This is a genomic window from Stappia sp. P2PMeth1, assembly GCF_900185735.1.
Lineage (GTDB): Bacteria > Pseudomonadota > Alphaproteobacteria > Rhizobiales > Stappiaceae > Stappia.
This window is the reverse complement of record NZ_FYAW01000021.1, coordinates 46,972-65,783: the sequence shown is the minus strand read 5'-3', so window position 1 is coordinate 65,783 and position 18,812 is coordinate 46,972. Positions and strand designations below refer to the sequence as shown.

The following is an 18,812-nucleotide window of genomic DNA, read 5'->3' as shown; positions in this document are numbered from 1 at the left end:
GGGTCCATTGGCTGCCAGAGCGTTCGTGAGAACAAGCCGCCCTCCACGGCAATGCCTCACCCCCAGGGCATCGCTTCGCTCCCACGGACCTCTCCCCCGCACGTCATCAAAACTGTCCGGATCTGTCGCGGCGCCACGCCTTGCGACACTCCGTTACAGTCTGGCCATTGCCGGGTGCGCGCCGGTCTGCCACGCCTTGCCGCAGAGGAGGCAGATCAGTTTCGGAGAGCCCCATGTTGCGCGTCCTGAAAACCCATGGAACCACGTTCACCATCATCCTTTTCGCCGTCTCCGCCGTGTCCGGCGTCGCCCTGTTCTTCCATTGGAGCAGCGCGGTGTTTCACGGCATGCACGAATGGCTGTCGATGCTGCTGCTCGCGCCCGTCGCCCTGCACCTGTGGCGCAACTGGAACGGCTTCACCGTCTATCTGAAGCGCCGCCAGCTTCTCGTCCCGGCCGCCCTCGGCCTTGCCGCCTCCCTGGCCTTCGCCGTGCCGGTGCTGACCGCCGGGACCAGCGGCGGCAATCCGATGCGCGCCGCCCTCGGCGCCCTGGAGAAGGGGAGCATCGCCGAGGTCGCGCCGCTGTTCGACCTGACGCCGCAGGCGCTGGCTGAGCGTCTTGCCGCCAAGGGCTACCGGGTGGCGCCGGACGGCGACCTCGCCGCCGCCTCGCTGGCCGAGATCGCCAGCGCCTCGGGCAAGCCCGCCGGCCCGGCGCTGATCGCCGACGTCGCCTTCGCTCAAGGACTATAGCCGCAGGTCCGCGGGCGGGGACAAGTTTCGCGTGGCCCGGGGATAGCGCGGGGACACAGTAATCACGCGAGGGGGCAGACGAGGTGCGCCGGTTCCGGCTTATCCCCGCCGCCGGCCGATCCGGATCGCCGGCCGAATTTGCGCGCGCGTCTCGAATTTTCGCGATTTCGAGACGGAATTTTGCAAAATCCGTCTCGAAATTTCTCAAAATTCCGCAAAACGAAAACGGCGCCCGGATGTCTCCGGGCGCCGTCGTCATGTCATTGATGAAAGATCAGAAGAAGCTGCGGCGCTGCCACCAGCCGGACCGCTTCGGGCCGTCCGGGTCGGTTTCCTCGCTGCTGCCGTCCTTGGAGACGGTCTCGCGCACCACGACGGGCTCGCTCGGAGCTGCCGGTTCGGCCGCAACCACGGGCTCGGCCGCCGGCGTAGCCTCCTCGGCGACAGCTTCCGCCGGCGCGTCTTCAGAACCGTCTTCAGAACCGTCTTCAGGTGCGGTTTCGCGCGTCTCTTCAGCAGCTTCCGCCTCCGCGGCGATCTCAGCCGCTGGTTCGGCCGGCTCCTGCGCCTCGGCCTCGGCTTCGGCCTCGGGCGCTGCCTCCGCGGCCGGCTCGGTCACCGGCTCGTCTGCCGCCAACGTCGTTTCGGAAACCGCCTCGGCCGGAGCCTCGTCCGCCGGCGCGTCGGGGCTCTCCGCCCCCTCGTCGGCGGCCTCGCTCACGCTGTCAACAGCCTCGGTCCCGGCCTCGGCATTGGCGTCGCTCTCGCCGTCGCCGGAGGTCTCCGACGCCTGCGCGACCGGCTCGTCGCTCTCGCTCTCGCCGTTCTCGCCTTCGCCGTCGCGGCGGCTGCGGCGGCCACCCCGGCGGCCGCGGCGGCGCTTGCGGCGGGCCCGCTCGTCCTCGTCGCCGTCCTCGCCGCGTTCGCTCGCCCCGGCCTCGGCTTCGCCGTCCGGCTCGCCGTCCTCAAGGCTCTCGTCGTCGCTCTCGCCGGTCCTCTCGTCAGCCCGGTCGCCGGCAACGCCCTGCGTCCGCTGCTGGTCCTCCTCGGAGGACGGACGCCGGCGCCGGCGGCGGCGGCGGCGCTTGCTGCGGGCGCCGTCCTCGCCGTCGCTCTCGTCGCGGGCCCTCTCGTCGCGGCCGGACGACGACCGCGGGGCCTCCTCGTCCTCCTCGATCTCGTCGATCTCATCGATCTCGTCGGCCTCGTCCACCGTCATCGGCATCACGGTCGAGGGCTGGATCATGCGCGGGGCGATGTTCGGGCGCGCCTCGATCGGCTCGCCGCGCTCCAGCACATAGTGCTGGCCATTGTCCATATGGCCGGCCTGCACGGTGACCTCGAGGCCGAACCGCTCCTCCAGGTCGGCGAGGTGACCGCGCTTCTGGTTGAGGATGTAGAGCGCCGCCTCGGTCGTCGTGCGGACGATCAGATTGTGCGTCGCGCCCTTCAGCAGGTGGTCTTCGAGCGAACGCAGCACATGCAGCGCCACCGATTCCACCGAGCGGATCATGCCGGTGCCGTGGCAATGCGGGCAGGGCGTCATCGAGCTTTCCAGGACGCCGGTGCGGATGCGCTGGCGCGACATCTCCAGAAGGCCGAAATGCGAGATGCGGCCGACCTGGATGCGGGCGCGGTCGTTCTTCAGACAGTCCTTCAGCTTGCGCTCGACGGCCCGGTTGTTCTTGTTCTCCTCCATGTCGATGAAGTCGATCACGATCAGGCCGGCAAGGTCGCGCAGCCGGAGCTGGCGCGCCACTTCCTCCGCCGCTTCCAGATTGGTCTGGACGGCGGTGTCCTCGATATTGTGTTCGCGCGTCGACTTGCCGGAGTTGACGTCGATGGCGACCAGCGCCTCGGTCTGGTTGATGACGATGTAGCCGCCCGACTTCAGCGTCACCTGCGGCGAGAACATCGCATCGAGCTGGCTTTCGACCATGAAGCGCGAGAAAACCGGCGTCGCCTCCTTGTAGGGCTGGACGTTCTTGGCATGGCTCGGCATGAGCATGCGCATGAAGTCCTTGGCTTCGCGATAGCCGTCGTCGCCGGCGACCAGCACCTGGTCGATGTCCTTGTTGTAGAGGTCGCGGATCGAGCGCTTGATCAGCGATCCCTCCTCATAGACGAGATAGGGCGCCGACGACTGCAGCGTCAGGTCGCGCACGTTCTCCCAAAGCCGCATCAGGTATTCGAAATCGCGCTTGATCTCGGCCTTGGTGCGGCTGGCGCCGGCGGTGCGCAGGATCACGCCCATGCCCTGCGGCACTTCCAGTTCGGAGGCGATCTTCTTCAGCCGCTTGCGGTCGGTCGGGGTGGTGATCTTGCGCGAGATGCCGCCGCCGCGGGCGGTGTTCGGCATCAGGACCGAATAGCGGCCGGCCAGCGACAGGTAGGTGGTCAGCGCCGCGCCCTTGTTGCCGCGCTCCTCCTTGACGACCTGCACCAGGAGCACCTGCCGGCGCTTGATGACTTCCTGGATCTTGTACTGCTTGCGGTGCTTGCGGACGCGCTGGGGAACCTCCTCCATCGCGTCTTCGGCGCCGACCGACTCGACGTCGTCCTCGCCGTTCTCGCTCTCCTCGGAGGCGACAGCCTCGCCGTTCTCCTGGCTGGCGGGCCTGGCGGCCTTCGGCTTGCGGCGCGAGGGGCGCTCGTCGTCGTCGGCGCGGGCGGCCTCGGCCTCCTCTTCCTCGATGAGGGCCTGCCGGTCGGCGACCGGGATCTGATAGTAGTCGGGGTGGATCTCGCCGAAGGCGAGGAAGCCGTGCCGGTTGCCGCCATAGTCGACGAAGGCCGCCTGCAGCGACGGCTCGACCCGCGTTACCTTGGCCAGATAGATGTTGCCGCGAAGCTGCTTGCGGTTCGCGGCCTCGAAATCAAATTCCTCGACCCTGTTTCCACGCACCACGACGACCCGGGTCTCCTCCGGGTGCGCGGCGTCGATCAGCATTTTGTTTGCCATTGATGGATGTCTCCACGACCGTCGCGCCCGGGCGGCTTGTTACGCCGGCCCGGATCCGCGCGAAGGCGGCCGTCCTGTTCTGCGGTGTGATGAAAGACGAAGGGGTGCTGCACCGCGCGGCGATCCGTCCGGACCCGGCGACGCCGGTGACGGCGGCCTCGTGTCCCTTCAGGATCGTCTTCGCGCATTGGTTCATTGCAGCGCCCAGTAAGCCATGTTGCGGCGGCCGCCGCCTTGCGGCGGGCCGGATGTGTCAGTCCTGTCGGCTGCCTTGCCGGGCGCTGAGGCGGCCGTCGGTGGCAAGCCGAGACGGGGCTCCGGCCAGCCTTGCGGCCATCGTGTGCCGGCCGCGCAGTGCGCTGCCGGACGCTTCATGCGCCTCGTTCCGTCGCCGATGCCCGAAGCGCCGCCGATGAGCGGGGCCAGGGGCGCTGCGGAACGCCGGTCGGGACGCAAGCGTCCGGAATGCGGGGTGTCGTCGACACGCGGCGCGCCGTTGCTGGCACGAGGCATCGCTGACACGCGGCACCATCGACCGGTTCCCGGTGTTCGGCCTTCGCCACGCAGACCGGGAACGCACGAATTCGATGGCCACCCTGCCGGGCGCCGCTGCCAATTGATCGTTCGCTGTTTACGAAAGTACAGTTGGCTTGACCGGACGCCGCCAGATGGCACCAGAACGATCCAGGCTGAATCAGCTTCAACTCCCGGACCCGTCGCATTTCTTTTACGGTCGCGGAAGGCATATGGCAAGTAGGCTGACGGAAGGACACTGACCCAGGCTTGCATCGGGCCGCTTCTGCCTCGCATCCGTGCAGCGGGCGTCGTATCGTCAATGAAAGGTTAACTTGCCCCGAGGTACATCTTGCTGCAGTAAACCGGCGGGGCGGGCAGGGACCGGCGAGAGGCATATCGAGTGACGATCATCGCGCGCATGACAGGTCTGCTGGCGCTGGTTGCCCGTTTGGCGCCGGCCCGCGGCCCTGTGCTGGCGAGCGGCCTGGTCTTGGCCGCCGGTCTGGTGCTTGCTGGAGGTCCGGCCCTGGCCGAACAGGCCTCCGGGAGCGCGTCGGGGCAGGCGGTGGCGCGCGAGGCGCGGATCGCCGGCGACGAGGCGCGCACCCGCTTCATCATGGACCTGTCCGCGCCGGTGGACTTCGCGGTCTCGACCCTGTCCGATCCCTATCGCGTCGTCATCGACCTGCCGCATGTCAATTTCGACCTGCCGGCGGCGGCCGGGCAGGACGGGCGCGGCCTGATCACCGCCTGGCGCTTCGGCATGTTCGCCGCCGGCAAGTCGCGCATCGTGCTTGATGCTTCCGGGCCGGTCGCGGTCGACAAGTCCTTCGTGCTGCCGCCGGTCTCCGACCAGCCGGCGCGGCTGGTGCTCGATCTTGTCGGCACCAGCCGCGAGACGTTCCTGGAGACGGCGAAGACGCCGGCGCCCCAGGCCGCGCGCAAGGGCGACAAGCTCACCGCCACCCGCCGCCGCGACAAGCCGCTGATCGTGCTCGACCCCGGCCATGGCGGCATCGACACGGGCGCCCGGGGCACCACCGGCACGCTGGAAAAGGCCATCGTGCTCGACTTCGCCCGGCTGCTGCGCGACAGGCTGATGGCGAGCGGGCGCTACGAGGTGCGGATGACGCGGGACGAAGACGTGTTCGTTCCCTTGCGCGAGCGGGTCCACATCGCCCGCGAGCTGGAGGCCGACCTGCTGCTGTCGATCCATGCGGATTCGGTGCGAATCGGCCGCGACCAGGTGCGCGGTGCCGGCGTCTACACCCTGTCGGAGACGGCGAGCGACGAGATCGCCGCCGCCCTTGCCGAGCGCGAGAACCGCTCGGACGTGATCGCCGGCATCGACCTTGCCAACGAGCCGGACGACGTCACCGACATCCTCATCGACCTGGCCCGCCAGGAAACCAAGAAGTTCTCCTTCCTGTTCGCCCGGACGCTGGTGGATGAGCTGCGCGGCACCGCGCAACTGGTCAAGAATCCGCACAGATCCGCCGGTTTCCGCGTGTTGACGGCGCATGACGTGCCGTCCGCGCTGGTCGAGCTCGGCTATCTGTCGAACCGCCTGGACGAGAAGCTGATGACCACCGAGGAGTGGCGCGGACGCATGACGCAGGCGCTGGTCGCGGCGATCGACGGCTATTTCGGGCGCCGCTTCGGCGATGGCGCGATGAAGCTTTCGCACACGACCGCGGTCACCGCCAAGACCGACGCGGAGGAGCAGGTGGAGTGAGGTGGGGCTCCGCCTCAGCATCGCCATATTGGTCGCGGAAGGAGTGGGGGTTCTCAAACGCGGCCGCGATCGGCGCCCGCGACAGGGAACAAGGGGCAGCGCGGTCCCGATCCGCTATTGCGCCGGGATCGCAACGGGGGCATGACGGCGCGGCGCAAGTCCGCTCCGTCCGGGCCGGCCGGAAGACCGGCCAGCGCATCGCAAGATCGAGATTACCGGGATAGACGAGCCGGATATATGAAGTTCCTGATCAAACTCTTCGGCTACCTGTTCGGCATCGGTGCCGTGCTGGGTCTGCTCGTGGCCGCGGGCATCTGGCTGTTCCTGCAGGACCTGTCCGAGGACCTGCCGGACTATACCGCGCTCAAGAACTACGAGCCGCCGGTGATGACCCGCGTGCACGCGGCCGACGGCCAGTTGATGGCCGAATATGCCAAGGAGCGGCGCCTGTTCCTGCCGATCCAGGCGGTCCCCGACCTGCTGAAGCAGGCCTATATCTCGGCCGAGGACAAGAACTTCTATTCCCATCTCGGCATCGATCCGGAAGGCATCGCCCGTGCGGCGGTCGCCTATTTCCGCAATTACGGCAGCGGCCGCCGGCCGCAGGGCGCCTCGACCATCACCCAGCAGGTGGCGAAGAACTTCCTCTTGACCAACGAAGTGTCGATGGAGCGCAAGGTCAAGGAGGCGATCCTCGCCCTGCGCATCGAACAGGCCTACACCAAGGACGAGATCCTCGAGCTCTATCTCAACGAGATCTATCTCGGGGTCGGCGCCTATGGCGTCGCCGCCGCCTCGCTGCTGTATTTCGACAAGTCGGTGCACGAGCTGACGCTGGAGGAGGTGGCCTATCTCGCCGCGCTGCCGAAGGGGCCGAACAACTACCACCCGTTCCGCGAGCGCGATGCGGCGATCGAGCGTCGCAACTGGGTGATCGACCGCATGGTCGAGAACGGCTACATCGACAGTCTCGTGGGCGAGGAAGCCAAGGCCAAGCCGCTGACCGTCAAGCTGCGCTCGCGCGGCACCCACCTCTTCGCCTCGGAATATTTCTCCGAGGAGGTGCGCCGGCTGATCGCCAATCTCTATGGCGAGACGCGCCTTTACGAAGGCGGCCTGTCGGTCCGCTCGACCCTCGACCCGAAGCTGCAGGTGATCGCGCGCAAGGCGTTGATGGACGGTCTCATCGCCTTCGACCAGCGCCGCGGCGGCTGGCGCGGCCCGGTGCAGAAGATCGAGCTCGGCGCGGGCGACTGGGGCGCGGACCTGTCCCGGATCGACGGCATGTCCGACGTGCCGGAGTGGCAGCTTGCCGTGGTCCTGTCGACGTCTGGCGATCGCGCCGAGGTCGGCCTCAAGCCGGGCCGGCTGGCCAGCGGCGAATTGTCGAGCGAGCGCGAGCGGGTGTCCCTGCCGCTCGCCGGCATGAAATGGGCGCGGGTCAGCGGCCGCTCGCCGAACAGCGTCGGCGACGTGCTGTCGCCCGGCGACGTGGTCTATGTCGAGAAGGGAGCGGACGGGGCTTACGAGCTGCGCCAGTTCCCGAGCGTCTCCGGCGCGCTGCTGGCGATGGACCCCTATACGGGCCGTGTGCTGGCGATGGTCGGCGGCTTCTCCTTCTCGCAGAGTGAGTTCAACCGCGCGACGCAGGCCTATCGCCAGCCGGGTTCGTCGTTCAAGCCGTTCCTCTATGCGGCGGCGCTCGACAACGGCTACACGCCCTCCAGCGTGGTCATGGACGCGCCGTTCGAGATGGCGCAGGGCCCCGGCCTGCCGATGTGGCGGCCGCAGAACTATGGCGGCAAGTATTACGGCCCCTCGACCCTGCGCGTCGGCATCGAACTGTCGCGAAACGTCATGACGGTGCGTCTGGCACAGGACATGGGCATGCCGCTCGTCGCCGAATATGCCAAGCGGTTCGGCATCTACGATGCGATGACCCCGGTTCTGTCCATGTCGCTCGGCGCCGGCGAGACCACCGTCATGCGCATGGTCACCGCCTATGCGATGATCGCCAATGGCGGTCGCAAGGTGCAGCCGACGCTGATCGACCGGATCCAGGACCGCTATGGCAAGACCGTCTATCGCCATGACGAGCGGATCTGCGAGACCTGCGCCACCGATCACTGGGCGAACCAGGGCGAGCCGGAGCTGATCGACAATCGCGAGCAGGTGCTCGATCCGATGACCGCCTATCAGATCACCTCGATGATGGAAGGCGTCGTCCAGCGCGGCACCGCCACCAGCATCAAGGTCCTCGGCCGTCCGGTCGCCGGCAAGACGGGCACGACCAACGAGGAGAAGGACGCCTGGTTCGTCGGCTACACGCCCGATCTGACGGTCGGCGTGTTCGTCGGCTACGACACGCCGAAGCCGATGGGGCGCGGCGCGACCGGCGGTCAGGTGGCGGCGCCGATCTTCACCGAATTCATGCAGGCGGCGCTGAAGGACAGCCCGCCGGTCGAGTTCCGCGTGCCCAAGGGGCTGCAGCTCATCCCGATCAACCGGCAGACGGGCCTGCGCGCGGGCGCCGGCACGCCGGGCACGATCCTGGAAGGCTTCAAGCCGGGCACGGCGCCGCCGGACGAATATTCGATCATCGGCTTCCAGGACGAGATCGGCATTCCGCGCACGGTCTCGCCGGAGGCGGGGCAGGCGGTGATGAGCGGCACCGGCGGCCTGTACTGACCTGACGCGTCCGCTTCGGCACTGCCGTATGTCTGGACCTGAAATCTTCGGCGCCGCGGCGGGGGAGACCCGGCCGCGGCGTTTGCGATCGGCGGGCCGATCAACTATGGTCCGCGACCGAAACGGACGCGCCGCCGGGCCTTTGGCTGTCGCCGCGTCCCTCTTTTCGAACTGCAACCCCCAACTGGCGAGAAAGGACGGCGATGCGCGCTGAAACCGAGGCCGTGGTCGACGAAATCAAGCAGGCCATAAGCCTGCTGAGGAGGCATCTTTGACTGGGACAACGCGATTGTCCGTCTGGATGAACTGAACGCCGCGTCCGAAGATCCGACCCTTTGGAACGACCCTGCCAAGGCGCAGAAGCTGATGCGCGAGCGCCAGCAGCTCGATGACGGGCTGAGCGGCGTGCGCAAGCTGGAAGCCGACCTTGCCGACAATCTCGAGCTGATCGAACTCGGCGAGATGGAAGGCGACAAGGAGGTGATCGGCGAGGCCGAGGCGGCGCTGAAGGCGCTGCGCAGCGAGGTTAACAAGCGCCAGATCGCCTCGCTCCTGTCGGGCGAAGCCGACGGCAACGACGCCTATCTGGAAATCAACTCCGGCGCCGGCGGCACCGAGAGCCAGGACTGGGCGAGCATGCTGCTGCGCATGTACACCCGCTGGGCGGAGCAGCACGGCAACAAGGTCGAGGTGCTCGAGCTCCATGACGGCGAGGAAGCCGGCATCAAGTCGGTGACGCTCAAGGTCAAGGGCGAGAACGCCTATGGCTGGCTGAAGACGGAATCGGGCGTGCACCGGCTGGTGCGCATCTCGCCCTATGACAGCCAGGCGCGGCGGCACACCAGCTTCGCCTCCGTGTGGGTCTATCCGGTCATCGACGACTCGATCGAGATCGAGGTGAACGAGAGCGACTGCCGCATCGACACCTACCGTGCCTCGGGCGCGGGCGGCCAGCACGTCAACACGACCGACTCGGCGGTGCGCATCACCCACCAGCCGACCGGCATCGTGGTGCAATGCCAGTCGGAGCGCTCGCAGCACAAGAACCGGGCGACCGCCTGGTCGATGCTGAAGGCGCGGCTCTACGAGCTGGAGCTGCAGAAGCGCGAGGAGAAGGCCAATGCCGAGGCTGCCTCGAAGACCTCGATCGGCTGGGGCCACCAGATCCGCTCCTATGTGCTGCAGCCCTACCAGTTGGTGAAGGACCTGCGCACGGGCGTCGAGAGCACCAACCCGACCGGCGTGCTGGGCGGCGACCTTGACGACTTCATGGAAGCGACGCTGGCGCAGCGCGCCTTTGGCGGCGCGCCGGAGACGGTCGAGGACGTGGACTGACGGCCGCTCCGCTCGCCAGTATGAGACCAGGCAACAGGAAACGGCGCCCGCGGGCGCCGTTTCGCGTTTGTGGGTCTGCAGGAGCGGTGGTCAGTCGCCGAGCAGCGGGCTGATCTTCTCGCCGGTGCGCAGGAAGCGGGCCGGATTGAGCGGCCGGTCGTTGACCCGGATTTCGTAATGCAGGTGCGGGCCGGTGGAGCGGCCGGTGGAGCCGACGGTGCCGAGCCGGGCGCCGGTCGCGACCGTCTCGCCCTCGTTCACCGAAATCCGGCTCATATGGGCGAAACGGGTGACGACGCCGCTCGGGTGGCGGATCTCGACCGACTTGCCATAGCCGCCGTTGCGCCCGGCGAAGACCACCTTGCCCGGCGCCGGCGCACGGATCACCTCGCCGGTGGCGGCGCGAAAGTCGAGGCCGGTATGCATGGCCATGCGGCCGAGGAAGGGGTCGACGCGCGGGCCGAAGGGGGAGGAGAGCTCGGCGCCGGGAAGCGGCGAGGCGAGCGGGATGCCGCGGGCGGCGTCCTTGACCTGGGAGAGGGCGACAAGCGCCGTCTCCGCGCGCTGGATGCGCGAATCGAAATCGGTGTCGGCGAGCGGCACGAACGGGCCGCCCTGGCCGGAGGCCGGCAGATGCTTGGCGCCGGCAAGCTGCAGGCCGAGCTGGTCGGCGGCATCGGCGATGGTCGCCGCGTCGCGCTCGGCGGTGACGGCGATCACGTCGAGCGCCGCGTGTGCCTCGCTGTCCATGCGGTCGAGCGCGGCATTGACGTCCTCGATGATCTCGATGCGCCGGTCGGGACCGGCGGCGGCGCCCTCGGCAGAGGGCCCGGCCGGGGCGAGGTCGCGCAGCGGCTTGCCTGGGGCGGCGGCCCCCTGACGGGCGGCGGCCTCGGCGGCGGCATTGTCTTCGGAGCGGGTGCCGCGCAGGCTCAGCAGCGGCGAGATCTCGATCGGCTCCGGCGTGCCGCCGATGCCGGTGGGCGCATTGGTCGTGTCAATGGCGAGGCTCGCCGGCTTGGCGGGCGGCACCGGTCCGGCGACCGCGACGCGAATGCCGCTTTCGGCCGCCTTGGCGAGCAGTCCGGAAACGCGCGCCTGACGGGTGTCGAGATCGCGCTGGCGCTCGACCACGTCGGCGAGCTGCTCCTCGATGCTGCGGCGCTCGAGCACGCGGCGGCTGGTGAGTTGGTCGATGCGCGAGCGCAGCGAGGCGATGCGGTCCTCGTAGGAGAGCTGCATCTGCGCCTGACGTTCGGCAGAAGACTGGATGATGTCGTCGCGCAGGACGAGATAGGCGGTGGCGCCGATATAGCCGACCGCAAGCGCGGCCACGACCGTCGTCGCCAGACCCGCCATCAGGGGGGAGATGGTGAAGCTGCGGACATGGTCGCCGCGGGCGATGATCACCCGATGCGGCTCCTTGCGCTTGCCGAAGTCCCTGCGGCCGTTTGCAGCGTGTCCTGTCATGCGTCTGTGGACCCGTTCCCGGCGGTGCCAGACACTCACGCGGCACCTCGTTCGGCTCCGATCATGCGCCCGTTAAGGTTAACAAAAGCTAAGGAACTGTCCGAATTCGAGAATCCATTCAGCCGGTAAGGCGAACCAGCGGTCGGTAGAAGCCGGGCGTCAGTCCGGCTTCCGAGCGTGCCCGGTCGTTGAACGGCGGCTTCAGGCCGGCCTTGAAATGGCGGCGCACCAACTCCTGGAAGCGGGCTTCGGGATCGCGGCGGTCCTGGTCGCACAGATAGCGGAACCATTTGGCGCCAAAGGCGACATGGCGTTTCTCGTCGCGATAGATGATCTCCAGGATCGCTGCGGTTTCCGGGTCGCCGCGCTCGCGCGCCTTCTCGATCATCGGCGGGGTGATGTCGAGGCCGCGCGCCTCCAGAACCAGGGGAATCACCGCCAGCCGGCCGGCGAGATCATCGCCTGTGCTTGCGGCCGCCTCCCACAGCCCGTGATGGGCGGGCAGGGCGCCATAATGCGAATCGAGCTCCTCCAGCCGCCGGCGCAGCAGCGAGAAATGCTTGGCCTCTTCCAGCCCCACGCGCACCCAGTCGTCGAAGAAGGAGCGGGGCAGGGGGCGGTCGGCGAAGCGGCCGACCATGTCCCAGGTGAGGTCGACGGCGTTGAGCTCGATATGGGCGAGGGAGTGCAGCAGGGCGATGCGGCCCGAGGTGCCGCCGATGGCGCGCTTGGGCATGTCGCGGGGCGGCAGCAGGATCGGCGTGTCGGGACGGCCGGGCTGGTCCGGCATCCGCTCGCCGCCGGTGCGCCGGCGCAGCGACAAGGTGCGGCCGAACCAGGCGCGAGCGGTGGCATGGGCCACGGCGGTCTTCTCGTCCAGCGAGCGGGCCGCCACGACACGGCGCGCGCCGCAGGCAAGGGATGCGGGAGTGAAGTCGGCCGTGTCGGCCTTGCCTGGTGAGACGCGCATGCAAGCTCCGAAGGCGTTACGGGCGGCGCCGCCGCACGGCTCTCATGCGGAGTGCTTCGCGGCGGCGGGCCCCACGACGGCTCACCGGGTCGCGCGGACGGCCTCCAGCACGGCCTCGGCATGGCCGGGAACCTTGACCTTGCGCCACGTCTCGACGATCTGGCCGGCCCCGTCAATCAGGAAGGTCGAGCGGTCCACGCCCATATAGGTCCTGCCATACATCGACTTTTCCACCCAGACGCCCCAGGCGGTGGCGACCGCGGCGTCCGGATCGGCGGCGAGGATCACCGAGAGGTCGTGCTTGGCCTTGAACTTGTCGTGCTTGGCCGCCGTATCCGGCGAGATGCCGACGACGACCGCGCCCGCTGCCTCGAACTCCGAGGCCAGGGCGGTGAAGGCGATGGCCTCCTTGGTGCAGCCCGGCGTGTCGTCCTTGGGGTAGAAGTAGAGCACGACCTTGCGGCCGCGCAGATCGGACAGGCGCAGCGTGCCGCCGCCGTCCCGCTCGAGCTCGAAATCCGGTGCGGCGATTCCTGTCGTGATTTCCGTCATGCTGCCTTCCTTTGGTCATTTGGGGGAGGGATAGTCCACGAATCCCTGCCAGTTGCGGATACGTATTACCGACGGGCTCGGATCCCCTTTCGCGGACATAGTATGATCATTCCGATTCGCGGATGATCAGCCTGCCACGCCCAAAGGACCGGGACACTGCTTAAACGCCTCATACATCGTGACAGGCCCTTGCGGGACGTGCTGCATGGCCGGCGGCGTCGCCGACCCTGGCGGGTGGTGCTGGTGATCGTCGGCATCCTGGCCGTGTCCGCCCTTGGCGGGCTGGCGGTGACCTTCGGCAGCGGGCCGGTCTCCATGCCTTACCTGGCGCAGTATCTCTCCGAGGGCGCGCTGGCGCCGGGGGCGCGGCTGCGGGTGGGGGCGGTGACCATCGATCTCTCCGAAGGTCTGCCGCCCAAGGCCGAATTGCTGGACCTGTCGATCGAGGCGGAGGCGGATGACGGCCTCTCGCTGCAAGTGCCGCGCGTGTCCGCGCCGCTCGACCCGCTGGCGCTTCTGCAAGGCGAGATGCGCCTGTCCGAGATCCGGCTCGAACATGCGCGCCTGAGTATTGCCAATGCGGCGCGCTCCGCCTCGTCGAGCGAGATCCCGGACATGGCGGTGATCGCCGAGGCGGCCGATCGCATGGCGCGGCTTGCCACGGCGCAACTGGCGCAGCGCGGCATCGCCCGGATCGAACTGGTCTCGGCGGAGATCGTCGCGGAGGGCGAGAAGACCTATCGCATGCGCGGCATCGACGCCGAACTGACCAGGGCCGACGACGGCACGCTGCAGGCGGATGCCGAGATCGCCGGCCGGCTCGGCCAGTGGAAGGCCAAGGCCCGCCGCTCTGTCGACCCCGAGACCGGCGAGAGCCTGATGCGGGTCGACCTGTACGACGTCACGCTGGGCGAGTTCGTCTCCGTCGAGTCCTCGGTCGACGCGGGCAAGGGGCTCGGCATCCCGGTGCGGGCCCGGCTCGACGTGGCCATGGGCGCGGACGGGGCGTTCGACACGACGCGGGCCGGCGTCATTGTCTCGCCGGGCTGGATCAACACCGGTCACACCGTGGTCGGTTTCGACAAGATCGACATTCAGCTCTATTGGGAGGCCGGAACCCCGGGCTTTCGCGTGGTTCCGTCCCTCTACCAGTACGGCAACACGGTCCTGCCGTTCGAGGGGCTGGTGGAGCCGCCGCGGGAATGGCAGGACATGTGGTCCTTCCGCATCGTGTCGCGGGACGCGCGCATCGGCCCCTCGGACGTGGCGGGCCCGCCTTTCGAGATGGAGGCGTTCCTGGCGGAGGGGCGCGCCGACCTCAAGGAGAGAGAGCTTCATTTCGACAAGCTGGCGCTGCGTTCGGGTGCGGCCGAGATGGATGGCGCCGGGTCGGTGCGCGCCGGCGATGACGGCCTCTACATGGCCCTTGCGGTTGAAAGCGGCCCGATGTCGGTCGCGAGCCTGAAGCGGTTGTGGCCGATCACCATGATGCCGCCGGCGCGGGCCTGGGTGATCGAGCATCTGGTCGACGGGCGGATCGACAGCGGCAGGGCGATGGTCTCGCTGCGGCCGGCCGCCTTCGACGTCGACGATCCGGAAGCCGGGTGGTCGGGCGACGACGTGCAGGTCGACATTGCCTTTTCCGATCTGAGCCTCAGCACGGTCGGCACGGTGCCGGTGGCGCAGGGCCTGTCGGGGCGTATCCATGTCGCCGACGAAGTGCTGACCGTCACGTCGTCCTCGGGCGTGATGGTGGCGCGGCCGGGCGAGCAGATTGCCATCAGCGACACCGTGTTCCAGGTGCCGGATCTGCGCGAGAGCGGCACCAAGACCGGCGTGCTCAAGCTGACGGCGAAGGGGCCGGCGAAGTCGCTGGCGACGCTGCTCGACGCCGAGCCGTTCACGGTGCTGTCGCGCAACGACCTGGCGCCGGAGGACGTCGCCGGATCCGGCGCGATGACGCTCAACGCACGCTTTGCGCTGGTCAAGGATGTTCGTGTCGACGATGTCGACTGGGACCTGTCCGGCTCGCTCAAGGGCTTCTCCAACAGCCGGGCGATCCGGGGACACAAGCTGAGCGGCGCCGATCTCACATTCGACGTCGACGAGGGCAGCCTGTCGCTGAAGGGACGCGGAAAGCTCGACGGGCTGCCGGCGAATCTGGACCTGGTGGTGCCCTTCGACAACGCCGACGGCAAGGCGGTCGCCGCCCGTCAGGGGGTGGTGATCGAGGCGACGGCAGCCCAGCTCGCCGAGCGCGGCATCGACATTCGCGGCTTCGTCAACGGTCCGCTCAAGCTGACGACCGAGGAGACGGAGGCCGGGCAGTCCTATCAGGTGGATCTCACGCGGGCCTCCATCGAACTGGCGGATCTGGGCTGGAGCAAGAGCCCCGGCGTTGCCGCGCGCGCGCAATTCCGCATGAGCGAGAGTGGCGGACAGCGGGAGATCCGCGGGTTCCGGCTGACCTCGGAAGGCGTGGAGGTCGAGGGCAACATCACCCTGACTGCAACGGGCGATCTGGAGCGGGCGGAGTTTTCGCGCTTCGCCTTGCGGGCAAGCGACGATGCCAGCCTGCGGCTGTCCAAGCGCGGCAAGCAGATCACCGTCGACCTGCGGGCGAACCGGCTCGACGCGCGCGGGCTGGTCGCCAATCTCAGCGGCAAGGGGGGACCCGGCGGCGGCGACAAGACCGCGCTGAAGATCACCGCCGAGGTCGGGCAGTTGATCGGCTTCAACGGCGTCACCTTGTCGGGCGTGTCGCTGTCCATGTCGAAGACGGGCGGCGATCTGCGGGCGCTCGACCTGTCCGGCTCGTCGGGCGGCAGGTCGGTGTTCCAGGTGAGGATGACCGGGGAAGGGGCGGGCCGCGAAGTGACCGGCACCTTCCAGGATACGGGCGCAATCCTGCGTTTCGCCAATCTCTACCAGCGCATGCGGGGCGGTGTCGGCATTCTCTCGATCGCCATGCCCACGGCCAATGACTGGAACGGGAACTTCAAGATCAAGCGGCTGGCGATCACCGAGGATCCGGCGATCCAGGCGCTGGCGCGCAGCCCGGCGGTGCTGGATGCGCGCGACCCGCGTCGCAACCAGGTCCTTGCCGGAGTGGAGCGTCGTGGCGAGGCGAGTTTCAGCGTGCTGGAGCTGGTGTTCCGCCGCAGCGGCGACATGCTGACCGTCACCGAAGGCACGCTGGCCGGCCCGACGATCGGCGGCACGGTCTCGGGCAATGTCGATCTCGCGACCCGTTCGCTCGACATGACGGGCACGTTCGTGCCGGCCTTCGCCATCAACAATCTCTTCGCCAAGATCCCGATCCTGGGCTTTGCGCTTGGCGGCGGGGCCGACGAGGGGCTGATCGGCGTCACCTATCGGCTGACGGGGTCGCTCGCCGATCCGGTGCTGACGGTGAACCCGGCCTCGGCGATGGCGCCGGGCATCTTCCGCAAGATCTTCGAATACCGTTGAGGGCGATGCCCCCAGAACGACAGACCCCCGGGCGCGCGCGCCCGGGGGTCTGCAGTCGTGTCGGCAGTGGCTTGACGGCTCAGACGGCTTTCAGCAGCACGTGGCGCTTCTTGCCGAGGGAGAGCTTGATGACGCCGTCCTCGACGAGATCTGTCGGCCCAAGAACGCGCTTCTCGTCCTGGGCCACCACATCGTTGACGCGCAGGCCGCCGCCCTTGACCTGACGACGCGCCTCGCCGTTGGAGGCGCACAGGCCTGCCGTGACGAAGGCGGCCAGCAGGCCGAGGCCCGCTTCCAGCTCGCCGCGGGCGATCTCCACCGTCGGCAGGCCCTCGGCCAGCGCGCCTTCCTCGAAGGCGCGGCGCGCGGTCTCGGCGGCCTCTTCGGCAGCCTTGCGGCCATGCGCCATGGCGGTCGCTTCGGTGGCGAGCACCTTCTTCGCCTCATTGATCTCGGACCCGCCGAGAGCGGCAAGGCGGGCGATCTCGTCGAGCGGCAGCACCGTGAACAGCTTCAGGAAGCGCTCGACATCGCCATCCTCGGTGTTGCGCCAGAACTGCCAGTAGTCATAGGCCGACAGCATGTCCGGGTTGAGCCAGACCGCGCCTTCCGCCGTCTTGCCCATCTTGGCGCCCGAGGCGGTGGTGAGCAGCGGCGTCGTCAGCGCGAAGAGCTCGATTTCCTCCATGCGGCGGCCGAGGTCGACGCCGGAGACGATGTTGCCCCATTGGTCGGAGCCGCCCATCTGCACCCGGCAGCCCGTGCGCCGGTAGAGCTCGACGAAGTCGTAGCCCTGCAGCAGCATGTAGTTGAACTCCAGGAAGGAGAGGTGCTGCTCGCGCTCCAGGCGGGTGCGCACGGCATCGCGCTGGATCATCTGGTTGACCGAGAAGTGTCGGCCGACGTCGCGCAGGAACTCGACATACTTGATGCTCATCAGCCAGTCGGCATTGTCGAGCATCAGGGCGTCCTTGGGGCCCTCGCCAAAGGTGAGGAAGTGGTCGAACACCTTGCGGATGCCGTCCTTGTTCTCCTCGATCTGGGCATCGTCCAGCAGCGGGCGGGCGCTGTCGCGGAACGACGGGTCGCCGATCCGCGTGGTGCCGCCGCCCATCAAGGCGATGGGGCGGTGCCCGGTCTTCTGCATCCAGTGCAGCATCATGATCTGGACGAGGGAGCCGACATGCAGGCTCTTGGCCGTGCAGTCGAAGCCGATATAGGCGGTGACCGTCTCGGACCGATACAGATCGTCGAGCCCTTGCGGGTTCGAGATCTGATGGATGAAGCCCCGTTCGCTGAGGGTCTTCAAGAACTCCGATTTGAAAGCGGTCATTTCCCTTGTGTCCATTTTGAAAGGGTGTGTGGAAACCCGGACCGCCCGCGCGGGACGCACCGGGCCCGCACCTCTTAGCCGAACTGCTTGCCAAGATCACGGAGAAATCAGGCCGCTGGCGGCTTCATCGCAAAAAGCGCAAGCGGCGGACGGGCTCCGGGACCCGCGAACAAAAAAACGGCCGGACAGGCCGGCCGCTGTGAAGTTTTGCGGGTCGAGGCCGGGCGAGGGTTGGGTCGCGCCGACATCGGAATTTTGGTAGCAGGCGCGGATGACGCGGCAGTGACAGGTTCGCTTGGCGAGCGCAGAACCAAAACAAAAAGGCCCCGCCGGAGCAGGGCCTTCTCGTTCATGGGGCGAGAGGGGAACGCTCAGAGAGCCTCTTCCTCGCCAGCCTCGGCCTCAGCGGCTTCCTCGCCCTCGGCCTCTTCGTCCTCGTCCTCTTCGAACTCGAACGTGTCCTGCTCGCGGGCGGAGAGATCCTCGCCGCGCGCCTGGCGCTCGGCCTCGTCGGCGGAGCGGGCGACGTTGAGCGTCACCGAAACCTCGACCTCCGGATGGAGGACGATGGCGACCTCGTGCAGGCCGATGGTCTTGATCGGACGGTCGAGGCGAACCTGCGAGCGGGCCGAGGAGAAACCGCCCTCGGTCATCACGTCGGCGATGTCGCGGGTCGACACGGAACCGTAGAGCTGGCCGGTCTCGCCAGCCTGGCGGATGACCGTGAAGCTCTGGCCGTCGAGCGTCTTGGCGACCGACTCGGCCTCCGACTTGCGCTCCAGGTTGCGGGCCTCAAGCTGCGCGCGCTCGCTGTCGAAGCGCTGCAGGTTGGCCTTGGTGGCGCGCAGCGCTTTGCCCTGCGGCAGCAGATAGTTGCGCGCGAAGCCGTCACGCACGCGCACCACTTCGCCCATCTGGCCGAGCTTGGCGACGCGCTCGAGAAGAATAATGTGCATTGTCGTAATCCTTTTCGTCTGTCCCGCGCCTGGCGCGGTTAGGGACGGCCGGCATGCCGGCCTGTCCCA

General features: G+C 68.1%; 11 protein-coding genes. 5 read left to right on the top strand and 6 right to left on the bottom strand.

Annotated elements, in window-relative coordinates:
• Positions 1-233 precede the first annotated feature (233 nt).
• Positions 234-755 (top strand): DUF4405 domain-containing protein, encoded by a 522-nt coding sequence (locus P2PM1_RS14095; protein ID WP_186395476.1) that lies wholly within the window; start codon positions 234-236, stop codon positions 753-755.
• Positions 756-1,029: 274 nt separating this feature from the next.
• Here P2PM1_RS14095 and P2PM1_RS14090 read toward each other — a convergent pair whose 3' ends face one another.
• Positions 1,030-3,717 carry a ribonuclease E/G gene (locus tag P2PM1_RS14090; protein WP_186399479.1) on the bottom strand — a complete coding sequence of 896 codons (2,688 nt, stop codon included), beginning with the start codon at positions 3,715-3,717 and terminating at the stop codon, positions 1,030-1,032.
• Between the two features lie 916 nt (positions 3,718-4,633).
• Between P2PM1_RS14090 and P2PM1_RS14085 the strand changes: the two genes are divergently transcribed.
• The 3 genes from P2PM1_RS14085 to prfB all read left to right on the top strand — a co-directional run bounded on the left by P2PM1_RS14085 (position 4,634) and on the right by prfB (position 9,991).
• Positions 4,634-5,968, top strand: coding sequence for an N-acetylmuramoyl-L-alanine amidase (locus P2PM1_RS14085; RefSeq protein WP_244301520.1), 1,335 nt, complete (start codon positions 4,634-4,636; stop codon positions 5,966-5,968).
• 237 nt (positions 5,969-6,205) lie between these two features.
• Entirely contained in the window at positions 6,206-8,656 is a 2,451-nt protein-coding gene (locus P2PM1_RS14080) for a penicillin-binding protein 1A (protein ID WP_186399478.1), read from the top strand.
• Positions 8,657-8,859: 203 nt separating this feature from the next.
• Positions 8,860-9,991 (top strand): peptide chain release factor 2 gene (prfB, locus tag P2PM1_RS14075; protein WP_186389270.1). Its coding sequence is split into 2 segments (ribosomal slippage): positions 8,860-8,928 and positions 8,930-9,991, totalling 1,131 coding nucleotides; the frame shifts between segments, so codons are not numbered across the junction.
• A gap of 90 nt (positions 9,992-10,081) precedes the next feature.
• On the opposite strand, the gene P2PM1_RS14070 is transcribed toward prfB, so the two are convergent.
• From P2PM1_RS14070 to P2PM1_RS14060, 3 genes are all read right to left on the bottom strand, one after another.
• Positions 10,082-11,461 carry a peptidoglycan DD-metalloendopeptidase family protein gene (locus P2PM1_RS14070; RefSeq protein ID WP_186399477.1) on the bottom strand — a complete coding sequence of 460 codons (1,380 nt, stop codon included), beginning with the start codon at positions 11,459-11,461 and terminating at the stop codon, positions 10,082-10,084.
• 118 nt (positions 11,462-11,579) lie between these two features.
• Positions 11,580-12,431, bottom strand: a complete 852-nt coding sequence (locus P2PM1_RS14065; RefSeq protein ID WP_186389272.1) for a ferritin-like domain-containing protein — start codon at positions 12,429-12,431, stop codon at positions 11,580-11,582.
• Positions 12,432-12,512: 81 nt separating this feature from the next.
• Complete coding sequence (locus P2PM1_RS14060) at positions 12,513-12,983, bottom strand: peroxiredoxin (RefSeq protein WP_186389273.1); 471 nt, start codon at positions 12,981-12,983, stop codon at positions 12,513-12,515.
• Positions 12,984-13,181: 198 nt separating this feature from the next.
• Between P2PM1_RS14060 and P2PM1_RS14055 the strand changes: the two genes are divergently transcribed.
• A complete protein-coding gene (locus P2PM1_RS14055) occupies positions 13,182-16,454 on the top strand; it encodes an AsmA-like C-terminal domain-containing protein (protein WP_244301534.1) in 3,273 nt (1,090 codons plus the stop codon).
• A 79-nt stretch (positions 16,455-16,533) separates the two neighbouring features.
• On the opposite strand, the gene tyrS is transcribed toward P2PM1_RS14055, so the two are convergent.
• The gene (tyrS, locus tag P2PM1_RS14050) at positions 16,534-17,787 is read right to left on the bottom strand and encodes a tyrosine--tRNA ligase (RefSeq protein ID WP_186395483.1); all 1,254 of its coding nucleotides are present in this window, start codon (positions 17,785-17,787) and stop codon (positions 16,534-16,536) included.
• A 371-nt stretch (positions 17,788-18,158) separates the two neighbouring features.
• The gene (rplI, locus tag P2PM1_RS14045) at positions 18,159-18,743 is read right to left on the bottom strand and encodes a 50S ribosomal protein L9 (protein WP_186399475.1); all 585 of its coding nucleotides are present in this window, start codon (positions 18,741-18,743) and stop codon (positions 18,159-18,161) included.
• Positions 18,744-18,812: the final 69 nt, after the last annotated feature.